At 72.5% G+C, this 16,519-nt stretch carries 18 protein-coding genes; 11 read left to right on the top strand and 7 right to left on the bottom strand.

Going from position 1 to position 16,519, the window contains the following annotated elements:
* The first annotated feature begins 16 nt into the window (after positions 1-16).
* The 9 genes from ACWCXX_RS26025 (at position 17) to ACWCXX_RS25985 (ending at position 9,987) form a co-directional block, all read left to right on the top strand.
* Positions 17-2,083, top strand: a complete 2,067-nt coding sequence (locus ACWCXX_RS26025; protein ID WP_451131210.1) for a SpoIIE family protein phosphatase — start codon at positions 17-19, stop codon at positions 2,081-2,083.
* Positions 2,084-2,251: 168 nt separating this feature from the next.
* Positions 2,252-3,643, top strand: a complete 1,392-nt coding sequence (locus tag ACWCXX_RS26020; protein WP_451131208.1) for a wax ester/triacylglycerol synthase family O-acyltransferase — start codon at positions 2,252-2,254, stop codon at positions 3,641-3,643.
* A 258-nt stretch (positions 3,644-3,901) separates the two neighbouring features.
* Entirely contained in the window at positions 3,902-4,891 is a 990-nt protein-coding gene (locus ACWCXX_RS26015) for an aldo/keto reductase (RefSeq protein WP_451131268.1), read from the top strand.
* A gap of 1 nt (position 4,892) precedes the next feature.
* Positions 4,893-5,204, top strand: a complete 312-nt coding sequence (locus tag ACWCXX_RS26010) for an L-rhamnose mutarotase (RefSeq protein WP_451131206.1) — start codon at positions 4,893-4,895, stop codon at positions 5,202-5,204.
* Between the two features lies 1 nt (position 5,205).
* Positions 5,206-6,060 (top strand): amidohydrolase family protein, encoded by an 855-nt coding sequence (locus ACWCXX_RS26005; protein ID WP_451131204.1) that lies wholly within the window; start codon positions 5,206-5,208, stop codon positions 6,058-6,060.
* A 46-nt stretch (positions 6,061-6,106) separates the two neighbouring features.
* On the top strand, positions 6,107-6,859 hold the full coding sequence (locus tag ACWCXX_RS26000; RefSeq protein WP_451131202.1) for a LytR/AlgR family response regulator transcription factor: 753 nt from the start codon (positions 6,107-6,109) through the stop codon (positions 6,857-6,859).
* 64 nt (positions 6,860-6,923) lie between these two features.
* Positions 6,924-7,286 carry a hypothetical protein gene (locus ACWCXX_RS25995; protein ID WP_451131200.1) on the top strand — a complete coding sequence of 121 codons (363 nt, stop codon included), beginning with the start codon at positions 6,924-6,926 and terminating at the stop codon, positions 7,284-7,286.
* On the top strand, positions 7,283-8,764 hold the full coding sequence (locus tag ACWCXX_RS25990; protein WP_451131198.1) for a sodium/solute symporter: 1,482 nt from the start codon (positions 7,283-7,285) through the stop codon (positions 8,762-8,764). The genes ACWCXX_RS25995 and ACWCXX_RS25990 overlap by 4 nt, the downstream gene beginning before the upstream one ends.
* A complete protein-coding gene (locus ACWCXX_RS25985) occupies positions 8,761-9,987 on the top strand; it encodes a sensor histidine kinase (protein ID WP_451131196.1) in 1,227 nt (408 codons plus the stop codon). The genes ACWCXX_RS25990 and ACWCXX_RS25985 overlap by 4 nt, the downstream gene beginning before the upstream one ends.
* 16 nt (positions 9,988-10,003) lie before the next feature.
* Here the strand turns inward: ACWCXX_RS25985 and ACWCXX_RS25980 are convergent, their stop codons facing one another.
* Positions 10,004-10,522 carry a hypothetical protein gene (locus ACWCXX_RS25980; protein WP_451131194.1) on the bottom strand — a complete coding sequence of 173 codons (519 nt, stop codon included), beginning with the start codon at positions 10,520-10,522 and terminating at the stop codon, positions 10,004-10,006.
* 125 nt (positions 10,523-10,647) lie between these two features.
* Between ACWCXX_RS25980 and ACWCXX_RS25975 the strand changes: the two genes are divergently transcribed.
* Positions 10,648-10,845 (top strand): zf-HC2 domain-containing protein, encoded by a 198-nt coding sequence (locus tag ACWCXX_RS25975; protein WP_451131192.1) that lies wholly within the window; start codon positions 10,648-10,650, stop codon positions 10,843-10,845.
* Here ACWCXX_RS25975 and ACWCXX_RS25970 read toward each other — a convergent pair.
* The 3 genes from ACWCXX_RS25970 to ACWCXX_RS25960 form a co-directional block, all read right to left on the bottom strand.
* Positions 10,779-11,345, bottom strand: a complete 567-nt coding sequence (locus ACWCXX_RS25970) for a sigma-70 family RNA polymerase sigma factor (RefSeq protein WP_451131190.1) — start codon at positions 11,343-11,345, stop codon at positions 10,779-10,781. The genes ACWCXX_RS25975 and ACWCXX_RS25970 overlap by 67 nt on opposite strands.
* Positions 11,346-11,586: 241 nt before the next feature.
* Positions 11,587-13,035, bottom strand: coding sequence for an amino acid permease (locus ACWCXX_RS25965; protein ID WP_451131188.1), 1,449 nt, complete (start codon positions 13,033-13,035; stop codon positions 11,587-11,589).
* Between the two features lie 110 nt (positions 13,036-13,145).
* Positions 13,146-13,607, bottom strand: a complete 462-nt coding sequence (locus ACWCXX_RS25960; RefSeq protein WP_451131186.1) for a universal stress protein — start codon at positions 13,605-13,607, stop codon at positions 13,146-13,148.
* Positions 13,608-13,776: 169 nt separating this feature from the next.
* Here ACWCXX_RS25960 and ACWCXX_RS25955 point away from each other — a divergent pair, with 169 nt between their 5' ends.
* Positions 13,777-14,619, top strand: a complete 843-nt coding sequence (locus ACWCXX_RS25955) for a polysaccharide deacetylase family protein (RefSeq protein ID WP_451131184.1) — start codon at positions 13,777-13,779, stop codon at positions 14,617-14,619.
* Positions 14,620-14,730: 111 nt separating this feature from the next.
* Here the strand turns inward: ACWCXX_RS25955 and ACWCXX_RS25950 are convergent, their stop codons facing one another.
* From ACWCXX_RS25950 to ACWCXX_RS25940, 3 genes are all read right to left on the bottom strand, one after another.
* Entirely contained in the window at positions 14,731-15,258 is a 528-nt protein-coding gene (locus ACWCXX_RS25950) for a hypothetical protein (RefSeq protein ID WP_451131182.1), read from the bottom strand.
* 160 nt (positions 15,259-15,418) lie between these two features.
* Complete coding sequence (locus ACWCXX_RS25945) at positions 15,419-16,189, bottom strand: bestrophin-like domain (protein ID WP_451131180.1); 771 nt, start codon at positions 16,187-16,189, stop codon at positions 15,419-15,421.
* Between the two features lie 16 nt (positions 16,190-16,205).
* Positions 16,206-16,337: a hypothetical protein gene (locus ACWCXX_RS25940; protein ID WP_451131178.1), complete on the bottom strand. Its 132-nt coding sequence runs from the start codon at positions 16,335-16,337 to the stop codon at positions 16,206-16,208.
* Positions 16,338-16,519 lie beyond the last annotated feature (182 nt).

Below are 16,519 nucleotides of genomic sequence, written 5' to 3'. Positions count from 1 at the left end.
TGGCAGAGTGACCCACATGGATGATCGGGTAGCGGGTGCCCTGTCACTCCCGGACGACTGGCCCGCCCACCCGGATCTCAGCCTCGCCCTGAACCGTATGGGCAGCTTCGACTGGGACCTCGACAGTGGCCTGATGCACATGGACCGGCCCGCCCTCGACGTGTTCGACCTGCGGGCCGAGGAGTACGACGACCGGCCGGAGTCGCTCGGGCTCCGGGTGCCGGCGGACGAGGGCGTCCGGCTCGACGCCATGGTCTCGCAGGCCCTCAAGAGCGGGCAGACCAACTACGGTGCCTACTTCAGGCTGCGCAGGCGCGACGGCAGTCTGCGCTGGACCCACACCCAGGGCTTCATCCGGCGCGACGAGACCGGTCGCCCCCGGCGCATCATCGGCATCGTCCGCGATGCCACGCAGGAACTGGCCGACTCCACGGCCCGCCGCGGACTGGACCTGGAGCGCCGACGCCGCACCAGCCTGGTGGACGGCGCCACGGCCGCGCTGGCCCACGCCCGCACCGTCCGGGACGTCATCGCCGTACTGAAGAACTCCCAGGGCCTGGCGCACCTCGGGGCGACCAGCCTGGTCATGGGGCTGATCGAGGCCGGGCGCATCCATCTGGTGGCCGACGGGCCGGAGGACTCGTTCGTGCCCGGCACCCGTTACACCCGGACGGACGAGCAGTACCCGATGAGCGAGGTCGTGCGCACGCTCTCGCCCCGCTTCATCGAGTCCGCCACCGACTTCGCCACCTCGTACCCGATCCTGTGGCCCCACATCAGTCACCTCGGCATCACCTCCGCCGCCTATCTGCCGCTGATCGCCCAGGCCCGGCCCATCGGTGCGCTCGGCCTGCTCTACAGTGACAAGGCCGGCTTCACCGGTGACGAACGCAATCTGCTGGTCGCGCTCGGCAGCTCCATCGCGCAGAGCCTGCAGCGGGCCATGCTCTACGAGCAGGAGCACGACCTCGCCGAGGGCCTCCAGCAGGCCATGCTGCCGCGCCGCATCCCGGAGGTGCCGGGCGCACAGGTCGCCGTCCGGTACCGCTCGGCCCGGATGGGCCGGGACATCGGGGGCGACTGGTACGACGTCATCCAGCTCCCCGGCGGCCGGGTCGGGGCCGTCATCGGAGACGTGCAGGGCCACGACACCCACGCCGCGGCCGTCATGGGGCAGCTGCGCATCGTGCTGCGCGCCTACGCGGCCGAGGGACACAGCCCCGCCACGGTGATGGCCCGTGCCTCCGTCTTCCTCCACGAGCTGGACACGGACCGCTTCGCGACCTGCACCTACGCCGAGGCCGACCTGACGACCGGAGTGGTGCAGCTGGTCCGGGCCGGCCACGTCGATCCGCTGGTGCGCGAGAGCGACGGGTCCTGCCGCCGGCTGCCCGTGGAGGGCGGGCTGCCGCTGGGGCTCTCCGCCGAGTTCGGGCGGCTCGAATACCCGGTGAGCACGGTGGATCTGGACCCCGGACAGACCCTGGTGATGTTCACCGACGGCCTGGTGGAGCTGCCCGGCGCCGATCTCGACGAGGGCATGCAGCTGCTGACCGCCCTGGTGCGCAACGGCCCGCAGGACCTCCAGAAGCTGGCCGACCGGCTCTGCGAGGAGGTCGACGAGCGCCGGGGCGAGGACGACGTGGCGGTGCTGCTGCTGCGCCGCAAGGTGGCCCACGCGCCCCAGCCGGGCGGCCGGCTCCAGCAGCACGTCGCGCAGAGCGACCCGGAGGCGCTGAGCTCGGCACGGCACATGATCCGGGCCGCGGTACGGGCCTGGGGCGCCAAGGAGCGGGCCGACGACGTCGAACTGGCCGCCGACGAGCTGATCACCAACGCGCTGATGCACACCGACGGCGGGGCGATCGTCACGATCCGGGTGCTCACCGGCCCCGAGCGGCGTCTGCGGGTCGATGTCGAGGACCGGTCCAGCGCGTTGCCCAGGCGCCGGGATGCGGGGGAGGCCGGGGTGTCCGGGCGGGGGCTGATGCTGGTGGACCGGCTGGCGGACCTGTGGGGCGTGGAGTCGCGGGGGAGCGGCAAGTGCGTCTGGTGCGAATTCGTCATGCCGGTGCAGGAGTGACGGGGAGGGCGGCGGGCCGCCCGGCCCGGACCTCGTCGGCGGTTGTCGGAAAGAGACCGATCCCTACTCGGCGGTAACGGAAAGTGACATGTCTGTGCTTGACCGTGACCATGTGCGAGCGATTGACTGCGGCTTTGTCAGTATTTGTCTTCGATGACATGAGGACCCGTGGGAACTGAGCTGCTGGCACCCCTCGATCTGGCCTTCTGGCACCTCGAATCCGATGCCCACCCGATGCACCTCGGCGCGCTCGCCGTCTTCTCCCCGGCGCCCGGCCCGGCGCACGGCGCCGGTGCGGACGGGGTGCTGGAACTGCTGGGCGCCCGCGCCGCCGCCATTCCCCGGCTGCGGATGCGGGTGCGGGACGTGCTGCTGCCCGTCGGCGGTGCCGCCTGGTTCGTGGACAAGGACTTCGACGTGCGCCGGCACGTCGAACGGGTCCGGCTGGCCGGGGCGGAGGCGCGGGACGAGGGCGGCGGTTTCATGGCGGCCGCCACCCGGCTCGCCGGCGAGCTGATGGAGCGCCCGCTCGAACGGGGACTGCCGCCCTGGCAGATGTATGTGATCGGCGGCTGCGGCGACGGCCCCTTCGCGGTCCTCGTCAAGCTCCACCACGCGCTGGCCGACGGAATGCGCGCGGTCGCCATCGGCGCCGGGATCTTCGACGAGATCGCCTCCGCGGCCGGCCGCCCGCGCGGCGGCATGCCCGCCCGCCGGGCACGTGCCGTCCCGCCCCGCTCCTGGATGCCGGGCCCGCGCCAGGTCGCCGGGCTCGCGCTGGGCCGGATCGAGGACCTCGGACGGGCGTTCGGGGTGGGCGCCTCCATGGTGCGGGCCAGCCGTCTCGACCCGCGCGGGGCGCCCGCGCTCACCGCGAGCTCCAGCGGCACCCGGCGACTGGCCACCGCGGATCTGGACCTCGATGCCGTCCGGCGCGTCCGCCGCGCCGCCGGCGGCACGACCAACGACGTCCTGCTCGCGGTCGTCGCCGGTGCGCTCCGCCGCTGGATGCGGGAGCGCGGCGAGCAACCGCCCGAGGAGGACCCGCGCGCCCTGGTGCCGGTCTCCCGCCGCCGTCCGGGGCAGGCCGCCGCGACCGGGAACAAGCTCTCCGGCTATCTGCTCGAACTCCCGGTCCGCGAGCCCGACCCGTGGCAGCGGCTCCACGAGGTCCGCACGGCCATGGACCGCAACAAGGCCGCGGGCCCCCTCAAGGGCGCCGGAGCGGTCGCCGTGCTCGCCGACCAGCTGCCCCTGCTGGCCCACCGCTTCGGGGCGCCCATTGCCGGGAACGCGGCCAGGATGCTCTTCGACGTCCTGGTCACCAGCGTGCCCCTGCCGCGCTCGGCCCTCTCGCTCGGCGGCTGCCCACTGCGCGCCGTCTACCCGATGGCGCCGCTGGCCCGCGGGCAGTCCCTCGCCGTCGCGCTGTCCACGTACGGCGGCCGGGTGCGGGTCGGGCTGGTGGCGGACGGCAAGGCGCTGCCCGATCTGGAGCGGCTGGCGCACTGCGCCGACGAGGAGGTGGCCGAGCTGCTCGCCCTGCTGCCGCGGGAGTGAACGGGCCCCTGTCTGCGGACCCGCAGGGCTCCCGCGCCCTCGGGGCCGGGGGCCCGCATCCGTCGCCTGCCGCCCCCCGACGTTGCTTCTCGACCGCCGGCTGCCGACCGTCGGTTCTCGACCGCGCGACTGTTATAGATCGGACAGATTCCCGAGCAAGGGCTGCGATCCATGGCATCGGAGGTGTTGACGCGGCCAAGTGATCCGATGAATATTCGCTGTGTGCACGAAGCGATCATCGGGGAGGGCGGCGGAAGCATGCGGCGCAACAGGCTGGGGAACAGCGCGGTCGAGGTCACCGAGCTGTCCTTCGGGGCGGCTGCCATCGGCAACCTCTTCACCGCGGTCGATCCCGCACGGGCCGCCGCAGCCGTCGACGCCGCCTGGGACGAGGGCGTCCGCTACTTCGACACCGCTCCGCACTACGGACTCGGCCTCTCCGAACGGCGGTTGGGCGAGGCCCTGCGCGACCGGCCCCGCGACGCGTTCGTCCTGTCCACGAAGGTGGGGCGGGTGCTCGACCCGCTGCCCCCGGGCGCCGTCGCGAAGGCCGCGGACGACGGCCTCTCCGAGGGCTTCGCCGTCCCCGCCACCCACCGCCGCCGCTGGGACTTCAGCGCCGACGGAGTGCGCCGCAGCATCGAGGACAGCCTGGAACGGCTCGGCCTCGACCGCATCGACATCGTGTACCTGCACGACCCGGACGACCACGCCGAGCCCGCCTTCCGCGAGGCTTACCCCGCGCTGGAGAAGCTGCGCGCGCAGGGCCTCGTCGGGGCCATCGGCGCCGGGATGAACCAGACGGAGATGCTGACCCGGTTCCTGCGCGACACCGACGTGGACGTGGTGCTGTGCGCCGGACGCCACACCCTCCTCGACCAGTCCGCCCTGACCGGACTGCTGCCCGAGGCGACCGCCCGGGGCCGCAGCGTGGTCGTCGGCGGGGTCTTCAACTCCGGGCTGCTCGCCGACCCGCGCCCCGGCGCCACGTACGACTACACGGCCGCGCCCCAGGCACTCCTGGACCGGGCGCTGCGCATCAAGGCCGTCACCGAGAACCACGGCGTCCCGCTGCGGGCCGCCGCCCTCCGCTACCCGCTCGCCCACCCGGCCGTCGCCGGGGTGCTCGTCGGCACCCGCTCCCCGGACGAGGTGCGCGACGCCGCCGCCCTGCTCCGCCGCGAGATCCCGGACGGCCTCTGGGACGAACTGCGCGCCGAGGGCCTGCTGACCGAGAACGGACACTGACATGAGAATCGCCCTGCACACCAAGGTCCGCGCCGACCGTGTCGAGGAGTACGAGGCCGCGCACCGCGAAGTCCCCGCGGAGCTGACCGAGGCGATCCGCGCGGCGGGAGCCACCTCCTGGACGATCTGGCGCAGCGGCACCGACCTCTTCCACGTCATCGACTGCGAGGACTACGCCGCCCTCATCGCCCGGCTGGAGAAGCTCCCCGTCAACGTGGCCTGGCAGGCCCGGATGGACCGGCTGCTCGACGTCGCGCACGACTACTCCTCGGACGGCGCCGAAGCCGGCCTCCCCGTGGCCTGGGAGCTCTGACATGACCGGCCGGGAAGGGATCGTCGACGCCCACCACCACGTGTGGGACCTGTCGGTGCGCGACCAGGACTGGATCACCGGCGACGAACTCGCCCCGCTCCGGCGCGACTTCACCCTCGACGACCTGGAGCCCGAGGCGCGCGCCGCCGGGGTGCGGGCCACCGTCCTCGTCCAGACCGTCACCGTCCCCGAGGAGACGCCCGAGTTCCTGGCCCTCGCCCACGGCAGCGACCTCGTCGCGGGCGTCGTCGGCTGGTGCGACCTCACGGCGCCGGACGTCGCCGACACCCTGGCCGCGCTGCGCGAACTGCCCGGCGGCGACCGCCTCGTCGGCATCCGCCACCAGGTCCAGGGCGAACCCGACCCCGGCTGGCTGCTGCGCCCCGACGTACGGCGCGGACTGCGCGCCGTCGCCGACGCCGGGCTCGTCTACGACCTCGTCGTCCGGGCCCCCCAGCTCCCCGCCGCCGTCCGGGCCGCCGCCCTGCTGCCCGAGCTGACCTTCGTGCTCGACCACGCGGGCAAACCGCCCGTCGCCACCGGCGAACTGCGCCCCTGGGCCGACGACCTGCGGGCCCTCGCCGCCCGCCCCAACACCGTGTGCAAACTCTCCGGCCTGGTCACCGAGGCCGATGTGCGCTCCTGGACCGTGCACGACCTGCGCCCCTACGCCGACACCGTCCTCGACGCCTTCGGGCCCGACCGGCTGATGTTCGGCTCGGACTGGCCGGTGTGCCGGCTCGCGGCGACGTACCCGGAGGTCGTCGACACGGCCCGCGCCCTGATCGACGGCCTCGGGAAGGACGAGCGCGCCCGCGTCCTCGCCACCACGGCCGAACGCGTCTACGGCATCTGAGCGGGTGTTCACCGGTCCTTCCGGCGGTCGGTCTACACTCCGGCCCATGCTGCGCGTACTGGCCGTCGACGACGAAGAACCAGCCCTGGAAGAACTCCTCTACCTCCTGCGCGCCGATCCCCGCATCCGCAGCGCCGAAGGGGCCACCGGGGCCACCGAGGCGCTGCGCCGCATCGGCAGCGCCGTGGAGGCGGGCCCGGACGACCCGGCGGCCATCGACGTGGTGTTCCTGGACATCCACATGGCGGGCCTCACCGGTCTCGACGTCGCCCAGCTGCTGGCCGGCTTCGCCACGCCTCCCCTCATCGTCTTCGTCACCGCCCACGAGGGCTTCGCCGTCCAGGCGTTCGACCTGAAGGCCGTCGACTACGTACTCAAGCCCGTACGCCGGGAACGCCTGGCCGAGGCGGTGCGCCGGGCGGCCGAACAGGTCGGCGACCGGTCCGCGCCCGTCCTCGACACCGCGGGCGACCAGATACCGGTGGAACTCGGAGGAGTGATCCGGTTCATCCCGATCGACGACATCGCCTACGCCGAGGCCCAGGGCGACTACGCCCGGCTGCACACCGCGACCGGCAGCCACCTGGTCCGCGTCCCCCTCACCACGCTGGAGGAGCGCTGGCGCTCGCGCGGCTTCGTCCGCATCCACCGCCGCCACCTCGTCGCGCTGGGCCGGATCGACGAACTCCGTCTGGACGCGGGCAGCATGAGCGTGCGCATCGGCACCGCGGAACTCGTCGTCAGCCGCCGCCACACCCGCGCGCTGCGCGATCTGCTGATGCGCCGCACCGGCCGCTGACCAGGCCCTACCACGATTGGTTCCCCTTCCCACGAAGGACCGGGGCTGCGTACACTCCGGGCCCATGTCCGCAGAGCCAACACCCCGGCGCGAAGTGGTGACGGGGGAGCCCCGACGAGTGCGCCCGCTGCCGCGCTACCGCACCCAGTCGGAGATCGACGAGCAGACCGCGCTCGGCGGCGCGTACGTCCGTTCACTGATGCGCGGCCAGCTGCGCGCCGGACTCACCGCCTTCGGCGTCCTCGCCGTGGTCGTCGGGACGCTGCCGCTGGTCTTCGAGGCCCTGCACAGCTCCGCACTCGTCTGGGCCGTCCTCGGCTTCGCCGCCTACCCGCCGCTCACCCTGACCGCCTGGTGGTACGTGCGCCGGGCCGAGCGCAACGAACACGACTTCGCCCGGCTCGTGGAAGGCCGCTCCGCGCAGTGAGCCGTACGTACGCGGTGGCGGCCGTCGCCGTCGTCGTCCTCGCCACCGTCCTCGTCGGCGGTTTCGGACTCCGGATCTCCCGGACCACCTCCGACTTCTACGTCGCCTCGCGCACCGTGCGGCCCCGCCTCAACGCCGCCGCCATCAGCGGCGAGTACCTCTCCGCCGCCTCCTTCCTCGGCATCGCGGGGCTGGTCCTCGTGCACGGACCGGACATGCTCTGGTACCCGGTCGGATACACCGCCGGCTACCTGGTGCTGCTGGTCTTCGTCGCCGCGCCGCTGCGACGCTCGGGGGCGTACACCCTGCCCGACTTCGCCGAGGGGAGGCTGGAATCGCGGCAGGTGCGCAGACTGGTGAGCGTCTTCGTGGTCGCGGCGGGCTGGCTCTACCTCGTACCGCAGCTCCAGGGCGCCGGACTGACACTGAAGATCCTCACCGGGGCCCCCGGCTGGCTCGGCGACGTGCTCGTGGCGGCGGTCGTCGTCCTCGCCGTCGCCGCGGGCGGCATGCGGTCCATCACCTTCGTACAGGTCTTCCAGTACTGGCTGAAGCTGACCGCCCTGCTCGTCCCCGCGCTCTTCCTGGTGCTCGCCTGGCAGGGCGACGGACGCCCCCGCGCCACCTTCGACGAACAGCTCTCCGTCTTCCGCGCCGAACACCCGATGTACGCCACGTACGGACTGATCATCGCGACGTTCCTGGGCACCATGGGCCTGCCGCACGTCGTCGTCCGCTTCTACACCAGCCCCAACGGACGCGACGCCCGCCGCACGACGGTCGTCGTCCTCGCCCTCATCGGGGCGTTCTACCTGCTGCCCCCGGTCTACGGCGCCCTGGGCAGGCTGTACGCCCCCGAGCTGATCCGGGGCGGGGACGCGGACGCGGCCGTACTGCTGCTGCCCGGCCGGGTCGTCGGCGGCCTCGGCGGGGACCTGCTCGGCGCGCTCGTCGCGGGCGGCGCCTTCGCCGCGTTCCTGTCGACCGCCTCCGGCCTCACGATGGCCGTCGCCGGAGTCATCACCCAGGACGTGCTCCCCTCGCGCGGGGTACGGCACTTCCGGCTCGCCACCGTGCTCGCCATGTGCGTCCCGCTGGCCGGTTCGCTGCTGGTCAGCCGGGTACCGGTGGCCGACTCGGTGGCGATGGCCTTCGCCGTCTCGGCGTCCTCCTTCTGCCCGCTGCTGGTCCTCGGCATCTGGTGGCGGCGGCTCACCCCGCCCGGGGCGATCGCCGGACTGCTGCTCGGCGGCGGCTCCGCGTTCCTGTCCGTCACCATCACCGTCAGCGGCGCGGTGCGCCCGCCGGGCTGGGCGCACGCCCTGCTCGCCTGGCCCGCCGTCTGGTCGGTGCCGGTCGGCTTCCTCGCCATGGTCCTGGTCTCCCTCGCCACCCCCGGCCGCATCCCTCCCGGCACCAACGCCGCCATGACCCGCTTCCACCTCCCGGAAACGCTGACCGCGGGGAGACACCGATGACCGGAGCCGGACACGCCGTACTCGTCCTGCTCGTGCTCCTGCTGCTCGGGGCGGCGTTCCTGCTCGGCCGCCGCACCGCCCGGCCCGTCCGCACCAGCGACGTCGGGACCCCCGTCGAGCACGCCACCTTCGAGACCCTGCACACCGCCTCGCTCGCCGCGCCGCCGCTGCGCACCGGACTCACCGAGGAGAGCGCCCGCAAGTCCGCCCGCGGGCTGCGTTCGCTGCTGGGCACCGATGCGCTCTGCCTCACCGACCGCGACCGGGTGCTCGTCTGGGACGGCACGGGCGAGCACCACGGCCGGCACGTCATGGAGCAGGTGCGCGGCCTTCTCGACAGCGGCCGGGACACCGCCTTCCACAGCGACTGCGACGACCTGGACTGCCCGCTGCGCTGGGCCGTGGCCGTACCGCTCACCGTCGACCACCGGGTGCTCGGCACCCTCGTCGCCTACGCCCCGCGCGAGTCCGCGGTGCTGGCCAGGGCCGCCGGGGAGGTGGCCCGCTGGGTCTGCGTACAGCTGGAACTCGCCGAACTGGACCGCTCCCGCACCCAGCTCATCGAGGCCGAGATCAGGGCGCTGCGGGCCCAGATCTCCCCGCACTTCATCTTCAACTCACTGGCCGCCATCGCCTCGTTCGTCCGCACCGACCCGGAACGGGCCCGCGAGCTCCTGCTGGAGTTCGCCGACTTCACCCGCTACTCGTTCCGCAGCCACGGCGACTTCACCACCCTCGCCGAGGAGCTCCACTCCATCGACCAGTACCTGGCGCTCGTACGGGCCCGCTTCGGCGAACGGCTCGCGGTCACCCTCCAGATCGCCCCCGAGGTGCTGCCCGTCGCCCTGCCGTTCCTCTGCCTCCAGCCACTGGTCGAGAACGCCGTCAAGCACGGCCTCGAAGGAGCCGCACCGCCCCGTCCGCTCGGCACCGACCGGACGGAGGAGACCCCGACCCGCATCACCATCAGCGCCTTCGACGCCGGTTCCGAGGCCGAGGTCGTCATCGAGGACGACGGCGCCGGCATGGACCCGCAACGGTTGCGCCAGATCCTGCGCGGCGAGGGCGGCCCCTCCGCCGGAATCGGACTGCTCAACGTCGACGAGCGGCTGCGCCAGGTCTACGGGGACGACTACGGGCTCGTCATCGAGACGGGCATCGGCGCCGGGATGAAGATCACGGTGCGGCTGCCGAAGTACCGTGCCGGCGTGCACGGCTCCTGACCGGCGGACGGAGCGCTCAGTGGAGATGGACCGCCAGGTGCCCGAGCGGCAGCCCCAGCTGCCAGGCCGGCGTCCACACCTGGGCGGCCTCCTCCGCGTCCGGCCCCTCGCCCAGCGGTCCCCGGGGCGGCGCACCGATCGCGTCCAGGTCGGCCGCGAGCAGCTCGGTCTCCTCCAGCCACCGCCAGGCCGCACGGGCCAGCGCCAGATCGGGATTCCCGCCGTCCGCCCCGGGGCCCGGGTCCTCGCCGAGCGCGTCGAGCCGTTCGCAGACCCAGCCGCGCCAGGCACCCCCGTACGCCGTCAGCAGCCGCAGCTCGTCCATCCGGGCGGCGGGCAGGGCGTCGGCCACCGCCTCGTCGCAGAGGAAGATGGTGAGCGCGAGCGCGTCCCGCCCCGCGCGGTACTCCAGCGTGGACGGCTCCATCAGATCACCGGTCCGCAGTATCCCGTCGGCGACGTACTCGGCGTACATCCAGGCCATCGGGACCAGCAGCCCGCCCCCACCGGTTCCGTCCTGACGTTCCGGGCGCATCCCGTCTCGCCTCTTTCCGTTTTCGCTACCGGGCTCCACGCAGCATTGAACCGGGGGAGCGTGCACCGCGTGGCCAGAAGGACAGGATCCGTCACGACCGGGTCCGTACCCGACACGAGGATGCGATGACCGCCGATCCCGGGAAGGACCCGCACGTGCGGCAGTTGCTCGGTGCCTATGTTCTCGACGCGCTCGCGCCCGGCGAGACCCGCGAGGTCTGCCGCCATCTGCAGACCTGCGACGGCTGCGCCGCCGACTACGTGCAGGTCGCGGAGGCCGTCTCGCTGCTCGCCCTGCTCGGTGAGGAGGAACTGCTGGAGTAGCCCGGAAGGTTGCGGGCGAGCTGGCGCAGCGCGTAGTAGGACCGGGACTTGACCGTGCCCGCCGGAATGCCGAGCACCTGGGCCGTCTCGTTCACGGTGAGCCCGCGGAAGTACATCTGGACGAGGACCGCGCGGTGTTCCGGGCCCAGGGCGCGCACCGCCTCGCGCACGTCGAGGGCCGAGACCGTGGCCTCTGCGGTGTCCTCCCCGTCCGCGGCCGTCTCCAGCACCACGTCGCCGATCTCGGCCGGGCGGGCCTGCCGGGAGCGGCGCGCGTCGATCGCGAGCCGCCGCGCCACGGTGAAGAGCCAGGGCCGCATCGACTCGTACGGGGCGTCGAAGGCCTCCGGATGCTGCCAGGCGCGCACCAGCGTCTCCTGGAGCAGGTCCTCGGCCCGCTGCCGGTCGCCGAAGGTCAGCCCCAGCAGGAAGCGGAAGAGCGCGGCACCGTGCTCCCGCTGGAGGTCCGCGAGGGCCCGCTCATCCGTCGTGGTGGTCATCGTGAACGCCCTTCCCGCCGAGGCCCTGCCGCTTCGCTGCCGACGGGCGTATACGAACGCATCGGGGCGCCGAGCAACAGGCGATGGGCCCCGTCGTGCGACGAGCGGTCGCACAGTGCGGCGAATGGTGCGGTGAACGGTCGGACGGTGCGATGTGTGTACGGGTGACGGCCCCGGCCCCGGCCGGTGCGCCCGGGGGCCGCACCGTCGTCGGGTGTCGTCACGGGCGGCCGGGCCGCGCTCAGGACTTCCCCGTCCCCGCGTCCCTCCCGGTCGTCCCCGCCATCTCCGACTTCCGGTACGAGTAGCCGAAGTAGACGACCATGCCGACCAGGAACCACACCGCGAACCGCGCCCAGGTCTGCCACTGGAGGAAGGTGATCAGCCAGATCGAGAACACCACCCCGAGGGCCGGGACGAACGGCATTCCGGGGGTGCGGAACGTACGCGGCAGGTCGGGCTGCTTGTAACGCAGCACGATCACGGCGATGCACACCACCACGAACGCCAGCAGGATGCCGATGTTCGTCAGCTCGGCGGCCTCGCCGATCGGCAGGAACCCGGCGATCACCGCCGAGGCCGCGCCGACGATCCAGGTCACCCGGGTCGGGACGTGCCGGGTGGGGTGGGTCTTGGCGAACCACTTCGGCAGCAGCCCGTCACGGCTCATCGAGAACCAGACCCGGGTCACCCCGAGCATGAAGGTGAACATGACGGTGAGGATGCCGATGATGGCGCCCACCGCGATCACATCGGCGATCCCGCTGAGGCCCACCGCCTTGAAGGCCGTGGAGAAACCGGACTCCGGGTCGATGTCCTCGTAGCTCTGCATCCCCGTCAGCACCAGGCACGCCGCCACGTAGAGAACCATGGAGACGGCGAGGGAGTACAGGATCGCCTTCGGCATGTGGCGCTGGGCGTCCTTGGACTCCTCGGCGGCCGTCGACATGGCGTCGTACCCGAACACCGCGAAGAACACCGTGGCCGCACCCGTGAAGGCGCCGCTCACCCCGAACGGGAAGAACGGGTGGTAATTGGCGGTGTTGATGTGGAAGACGCCCACGCCGATGACCAGCAGGACGACCAGGACCTTCAGGACCACCACGACCGTCTCGAAGCGGGCCGCGTTCTTGATGCCGAGGGTCAGCAGATACGCGACCAGCAGACAGAGCAGCGCGGCGAACAGGTCCACCTTGTGGCCGTCACCGGTGCCGGGCGCGCCCAGCATCCACTTCGGCACGTCGACTCCCAGCTCCCCGAGCAGGAAGCTGAAGTAGCCGGAGATGCCGATCGCGACCACCGCCACGATCGCGGTGTACTCCAGCAGCAGGTCCCAGCCGATGAACCAGCCCACCAGCTCGCCGAGCACCGCGTATCCGTAGGTGTACGCGGACCCGGCCTTCGGGATCAGCCCCGCGAACTCCGCGTAGCTGAACGCGGCGGCCGCGCTCGCCACACCCGCGATGAGGAACGAGAGCAGGACGGCGGGACCGGCGGTGCCGTTGGCCACCGTGCCGGCGAGGGTGAAGATGCCCGCCCCGATGATGCCGCCCACACCGATGGCGGTGAGTTGCCACAGCCCGAGCGTTCTGGCGAGCTGCGCAGTGGCTTCCCCGGCCGGGCCCCGTTCGTCGATCTGCTCGATCGGCTTGCGGCGCAGTACACCCTCGCCCACTCGGAGCCTTGCCATGAGTCACCTCGTTCACTGACGGCCGTCTCTGACGGGCGCTCATGATGACTCAGGGGGAGCTGCTGCGAAAGAAGGCGTGCCGTTTGGCGGAAGGAAGGATTCCGCAAGATTCAGGGGACCACCGTTACGGGCCAACGTCCCGCCTTCACCAGCCGGATCGCCACCGAGCCGACGAACCGGTGCCCGGCCGACTCCGACGCGCCCACCACGACGGCGTCCGCCTTCAGCTCGTTCGCCGCGGTCACGAGCCCGTTGTAGGGGTCACCGCGGGAGGTGTGGAACTCCCAGCGCACGTTCCACACGTCCTTCATCCGCCGGGTCGCCTCCCGGATCTCGCTCACCAGCCCCTCCGCGACCTCGCCGGTCGTATCGGCGACCGGTGCGCCGAGCGCCGCCCCGGCGGGCAGCACGGGCTGGACGTAGACGAGGGCGAGCATGGCTCCCTGGCGGCGGGCCAGCCCTGCCGCGTAGGCCGCGGCACGCATGGAGGACTCGGACCCGTCGATGCCGGCGACGATCACTTTCGGTCCGTCCGTGCCACGTTCGAACTCATGAGGCTGCGGTTCTGTCACGGCAGTGAGGCTATCCGCTGTGGGGCCCCGCCCCCCGACCGGGCTGCGGCACGGCCAGGGGGGCAAAGCTGCCGGTTGCCCCACCGGCGATCCCTCCATTGGGTGCAAAAACCTCCGCCCCCGGTGTCGTCGGCCGGGACACGCCCGCCCATCGTGCGAGCTGTTGGTCATGAAAAATGATCAGAGGCTTCCGGGGCGCAGAGCGCTGCTGCGCCTGGCCACCGGACTCGGCACGGCCGCCGCCGTGCACATGATCGCCGCGGATCCGGCCGGGGCGCCGTTCCGGGAATCCGCACCGGCACGGGCCGGGGCGGCCGGACCGTCGGCGGCCCTCCGGCCCCGGCCCGCCTCGTACCGGCTCCGGCCCATGACCGCGGGCACCCCGCCCCGTTTCCGGCCCTCGGCGCCCCCGGTCCGCACCCGGCCCTTCGAGGAGCTGCCCGAGATCGGGCACGCCATGGTCCTCACCTTCGACGACGGCCCGGACCCGCTCCACACCCCGCACATCCTCGCCACGCTGCGCGAGTACGACGTCCGCGCGATGTTCTTCCTCTGCGGGGAAATGGCCAACGACAACCGGGACCTGGTGCGGGCCATCGCCGAGGACGGCCACACCATCGGCAACCACTCCTGGACCCACCCCCTGGTCACCGGGCTCTCCCGGGCGGGCGTCCGGGACGAACTCGGCCCCACCAGCGAGGTGATCGAGAAGCTCACCGGCGCCGCGCCGCTCTGGTACCGGGCGCCGTACGGGGCGTGGAACCGCGACTCCTTCGAGATCGGCGCCGCCCTGGGGATGGAGCCCATGGCCTGGACCGTCGACACCCTGGACTGGACCGAACCCGGTACCGGCACCATCGTCCGCAGGGTCCGGGAGGGGGCGGCGCCCGGCGTCGTCGTGCTCTCGCACGACGCGGGAGGCGATCGTTCGCAGAGCGTGGCGGCGCTGCGCCGGTACCTTCCCGAACTGCTCGACGAGGGCTACCGGATCACGGTGCCGCAGCGCCGCTGAACGCGTGCCGGTTCCGGGCCCGGAACGACGCCTCCCCGGCCCGGCACGCCCGTCGCCCCGGGTCCTGTCGTCCAGGACCCGGGGCGACTTTCGCTCGCACTGCCCCTGCCGTCAGTGCGAGCGGCCCTCCCGGTGGCGGCGCGCCAGGTGGACGGCACCGGTGGCCGCGGCCACCGCCAGCACCGTTCCGGCGGCGAGTTCCGCGGTGCTCGGGATGCCGTCGCCGATACCGCCCCGTACACCGGCCGGGGCGACTGTGGAACCGGTACTCGGCGCGCCGGAGGCCGCGGCGATCGTGAGGCGGGCCTTCGCCGTGGAGCCGGGTGGCGCGTTGCAGTTGAACGTCACCTCGTGGGAGGCGCCGGATCTCGCGTCCCAGTCGACCGTGGCCGCCACGGATCCACCTCCGGGAATGGTGACGGTGTCGAAAACGCCCGAGCCGGCGGTTGCGATTGTGGAGCACCCCCGGGCAGCCAGGGCGACCTGGCCTTCCGGCGCGATCACCGACGAAGTGACGGTGTATCCGGTCGCGGAGGCCGCGCCCCCCGACGACGCTGCGTACGCGATTGCGGCCGGAGCGGTCAGAACGAGAGCGGCGGCGCCGAGCAGGGCGACGGGTGCGACAGGTATTGCGGGCATGGGTGAATCCTCCGGTTCCCCGAGGTGCATGTGCGGAACGGTTTTCCACAAAGCATCAGAAATGCGCCTCGACTTGCCGAACGCTAGGAGTCGCGCATTCCGCTCGCGATCGGGGTGCGCCGCCCGGGGCACCGGTTTCGCCCGAGCGGCGCACGCCGTGTCATCGCCCGCCCGCCGCTTCCGGGAACAGATCGAGGAACGGTGCGGCGGTGGCCGAGAGACCCCGTCCGAAGGGGGTGTCGAAATCCCAGATCAGGAAGAGCAGAAAGGCGATCAGAACGCTGAAGAAACCGGCCAGCAGCAGTTCGCGGAAACTTCTGCGGATCTGCAACGTGAAGATCATGCCAACGGTCACCAGAGCCCCGATGACCAGGCCGAACCAGACCACGCCCGGCATGGTCGCCCCCGCGCTCTGGCCGCGTGCGCTGCGCGCGTCGTCGGCCGCGGCCACCTCGTCGACCAACGGCTGGTACGCCTGCCCCTCGTGGTCGTTCGCGGGCCGGTACCGGGTGACGTCGGTGCGCACCCGGTCCAGGAGCCGGGCTCCTTCGGCGGTGAGCGTGCCGTGCTCGCTCATCGACCGCCATTCGTCGTCCACGACATGGCGGACGTAGGCGTCGACATCGGCGCGGATGCGGGTGCGCACCTCGGCCGGGTAGACGGCGGAGCGGGCCTTCACCTCGTGCAGCGCCTGGGCCTCCTGGCGCACGTACTCCTGGGCGGCGCCGCGCCCCTCCCAGACGCCCGCGATGGCGAGGCCCAGCACGATTGCGTAGACCACGCCGATCATCATCGTCATGTACTCGATGACGTCGGGGGTCTCGGACGGGTCGTCGTCCTCCCCGACCCGACGGTTGTTGAGCACGGCGATGGTCAGGACGACGGCACTGGCCGCGGCCATGGCGAGGGCGAGAACAAGCCATTCCGACACGAGTCTTCTCCGGAGGTCAGCGGGAGCGGGGACGCAGGACGGCGACGGCGAACACCGCGGGCGCCGTGATCAGCAGGGTGAGAGCGACCAGGGAGGTGCCGCGCCTGGGGACCTTGCGCGGTGGCTTGCGATAGGTGGGAAGTGCCACGGGGCGGGACGAGGCGGGCGTGGGACGCGCGGAGGGCGAGGGCGGCGGGGAGGACGGAGGAGGGGGCGGGGACGGGAGGACGGGGGACGGTGCCACGGGCTCCGGTTCCGGTCGTGGGGTCAGGGACGGCGCGGGCGGGGCGGGCCGTGGAGCGGGCGGGGGCAAAGGAGGCGGTGGTGGCG

It is taken from the genome of Streptomyces sp. NPDC001732 (assembly GCF_053596315.1).
Note: the sequence above shows the minus strand (reverse complement) of the source record. Positions and strands in the feature narration are given on the sequence as shown.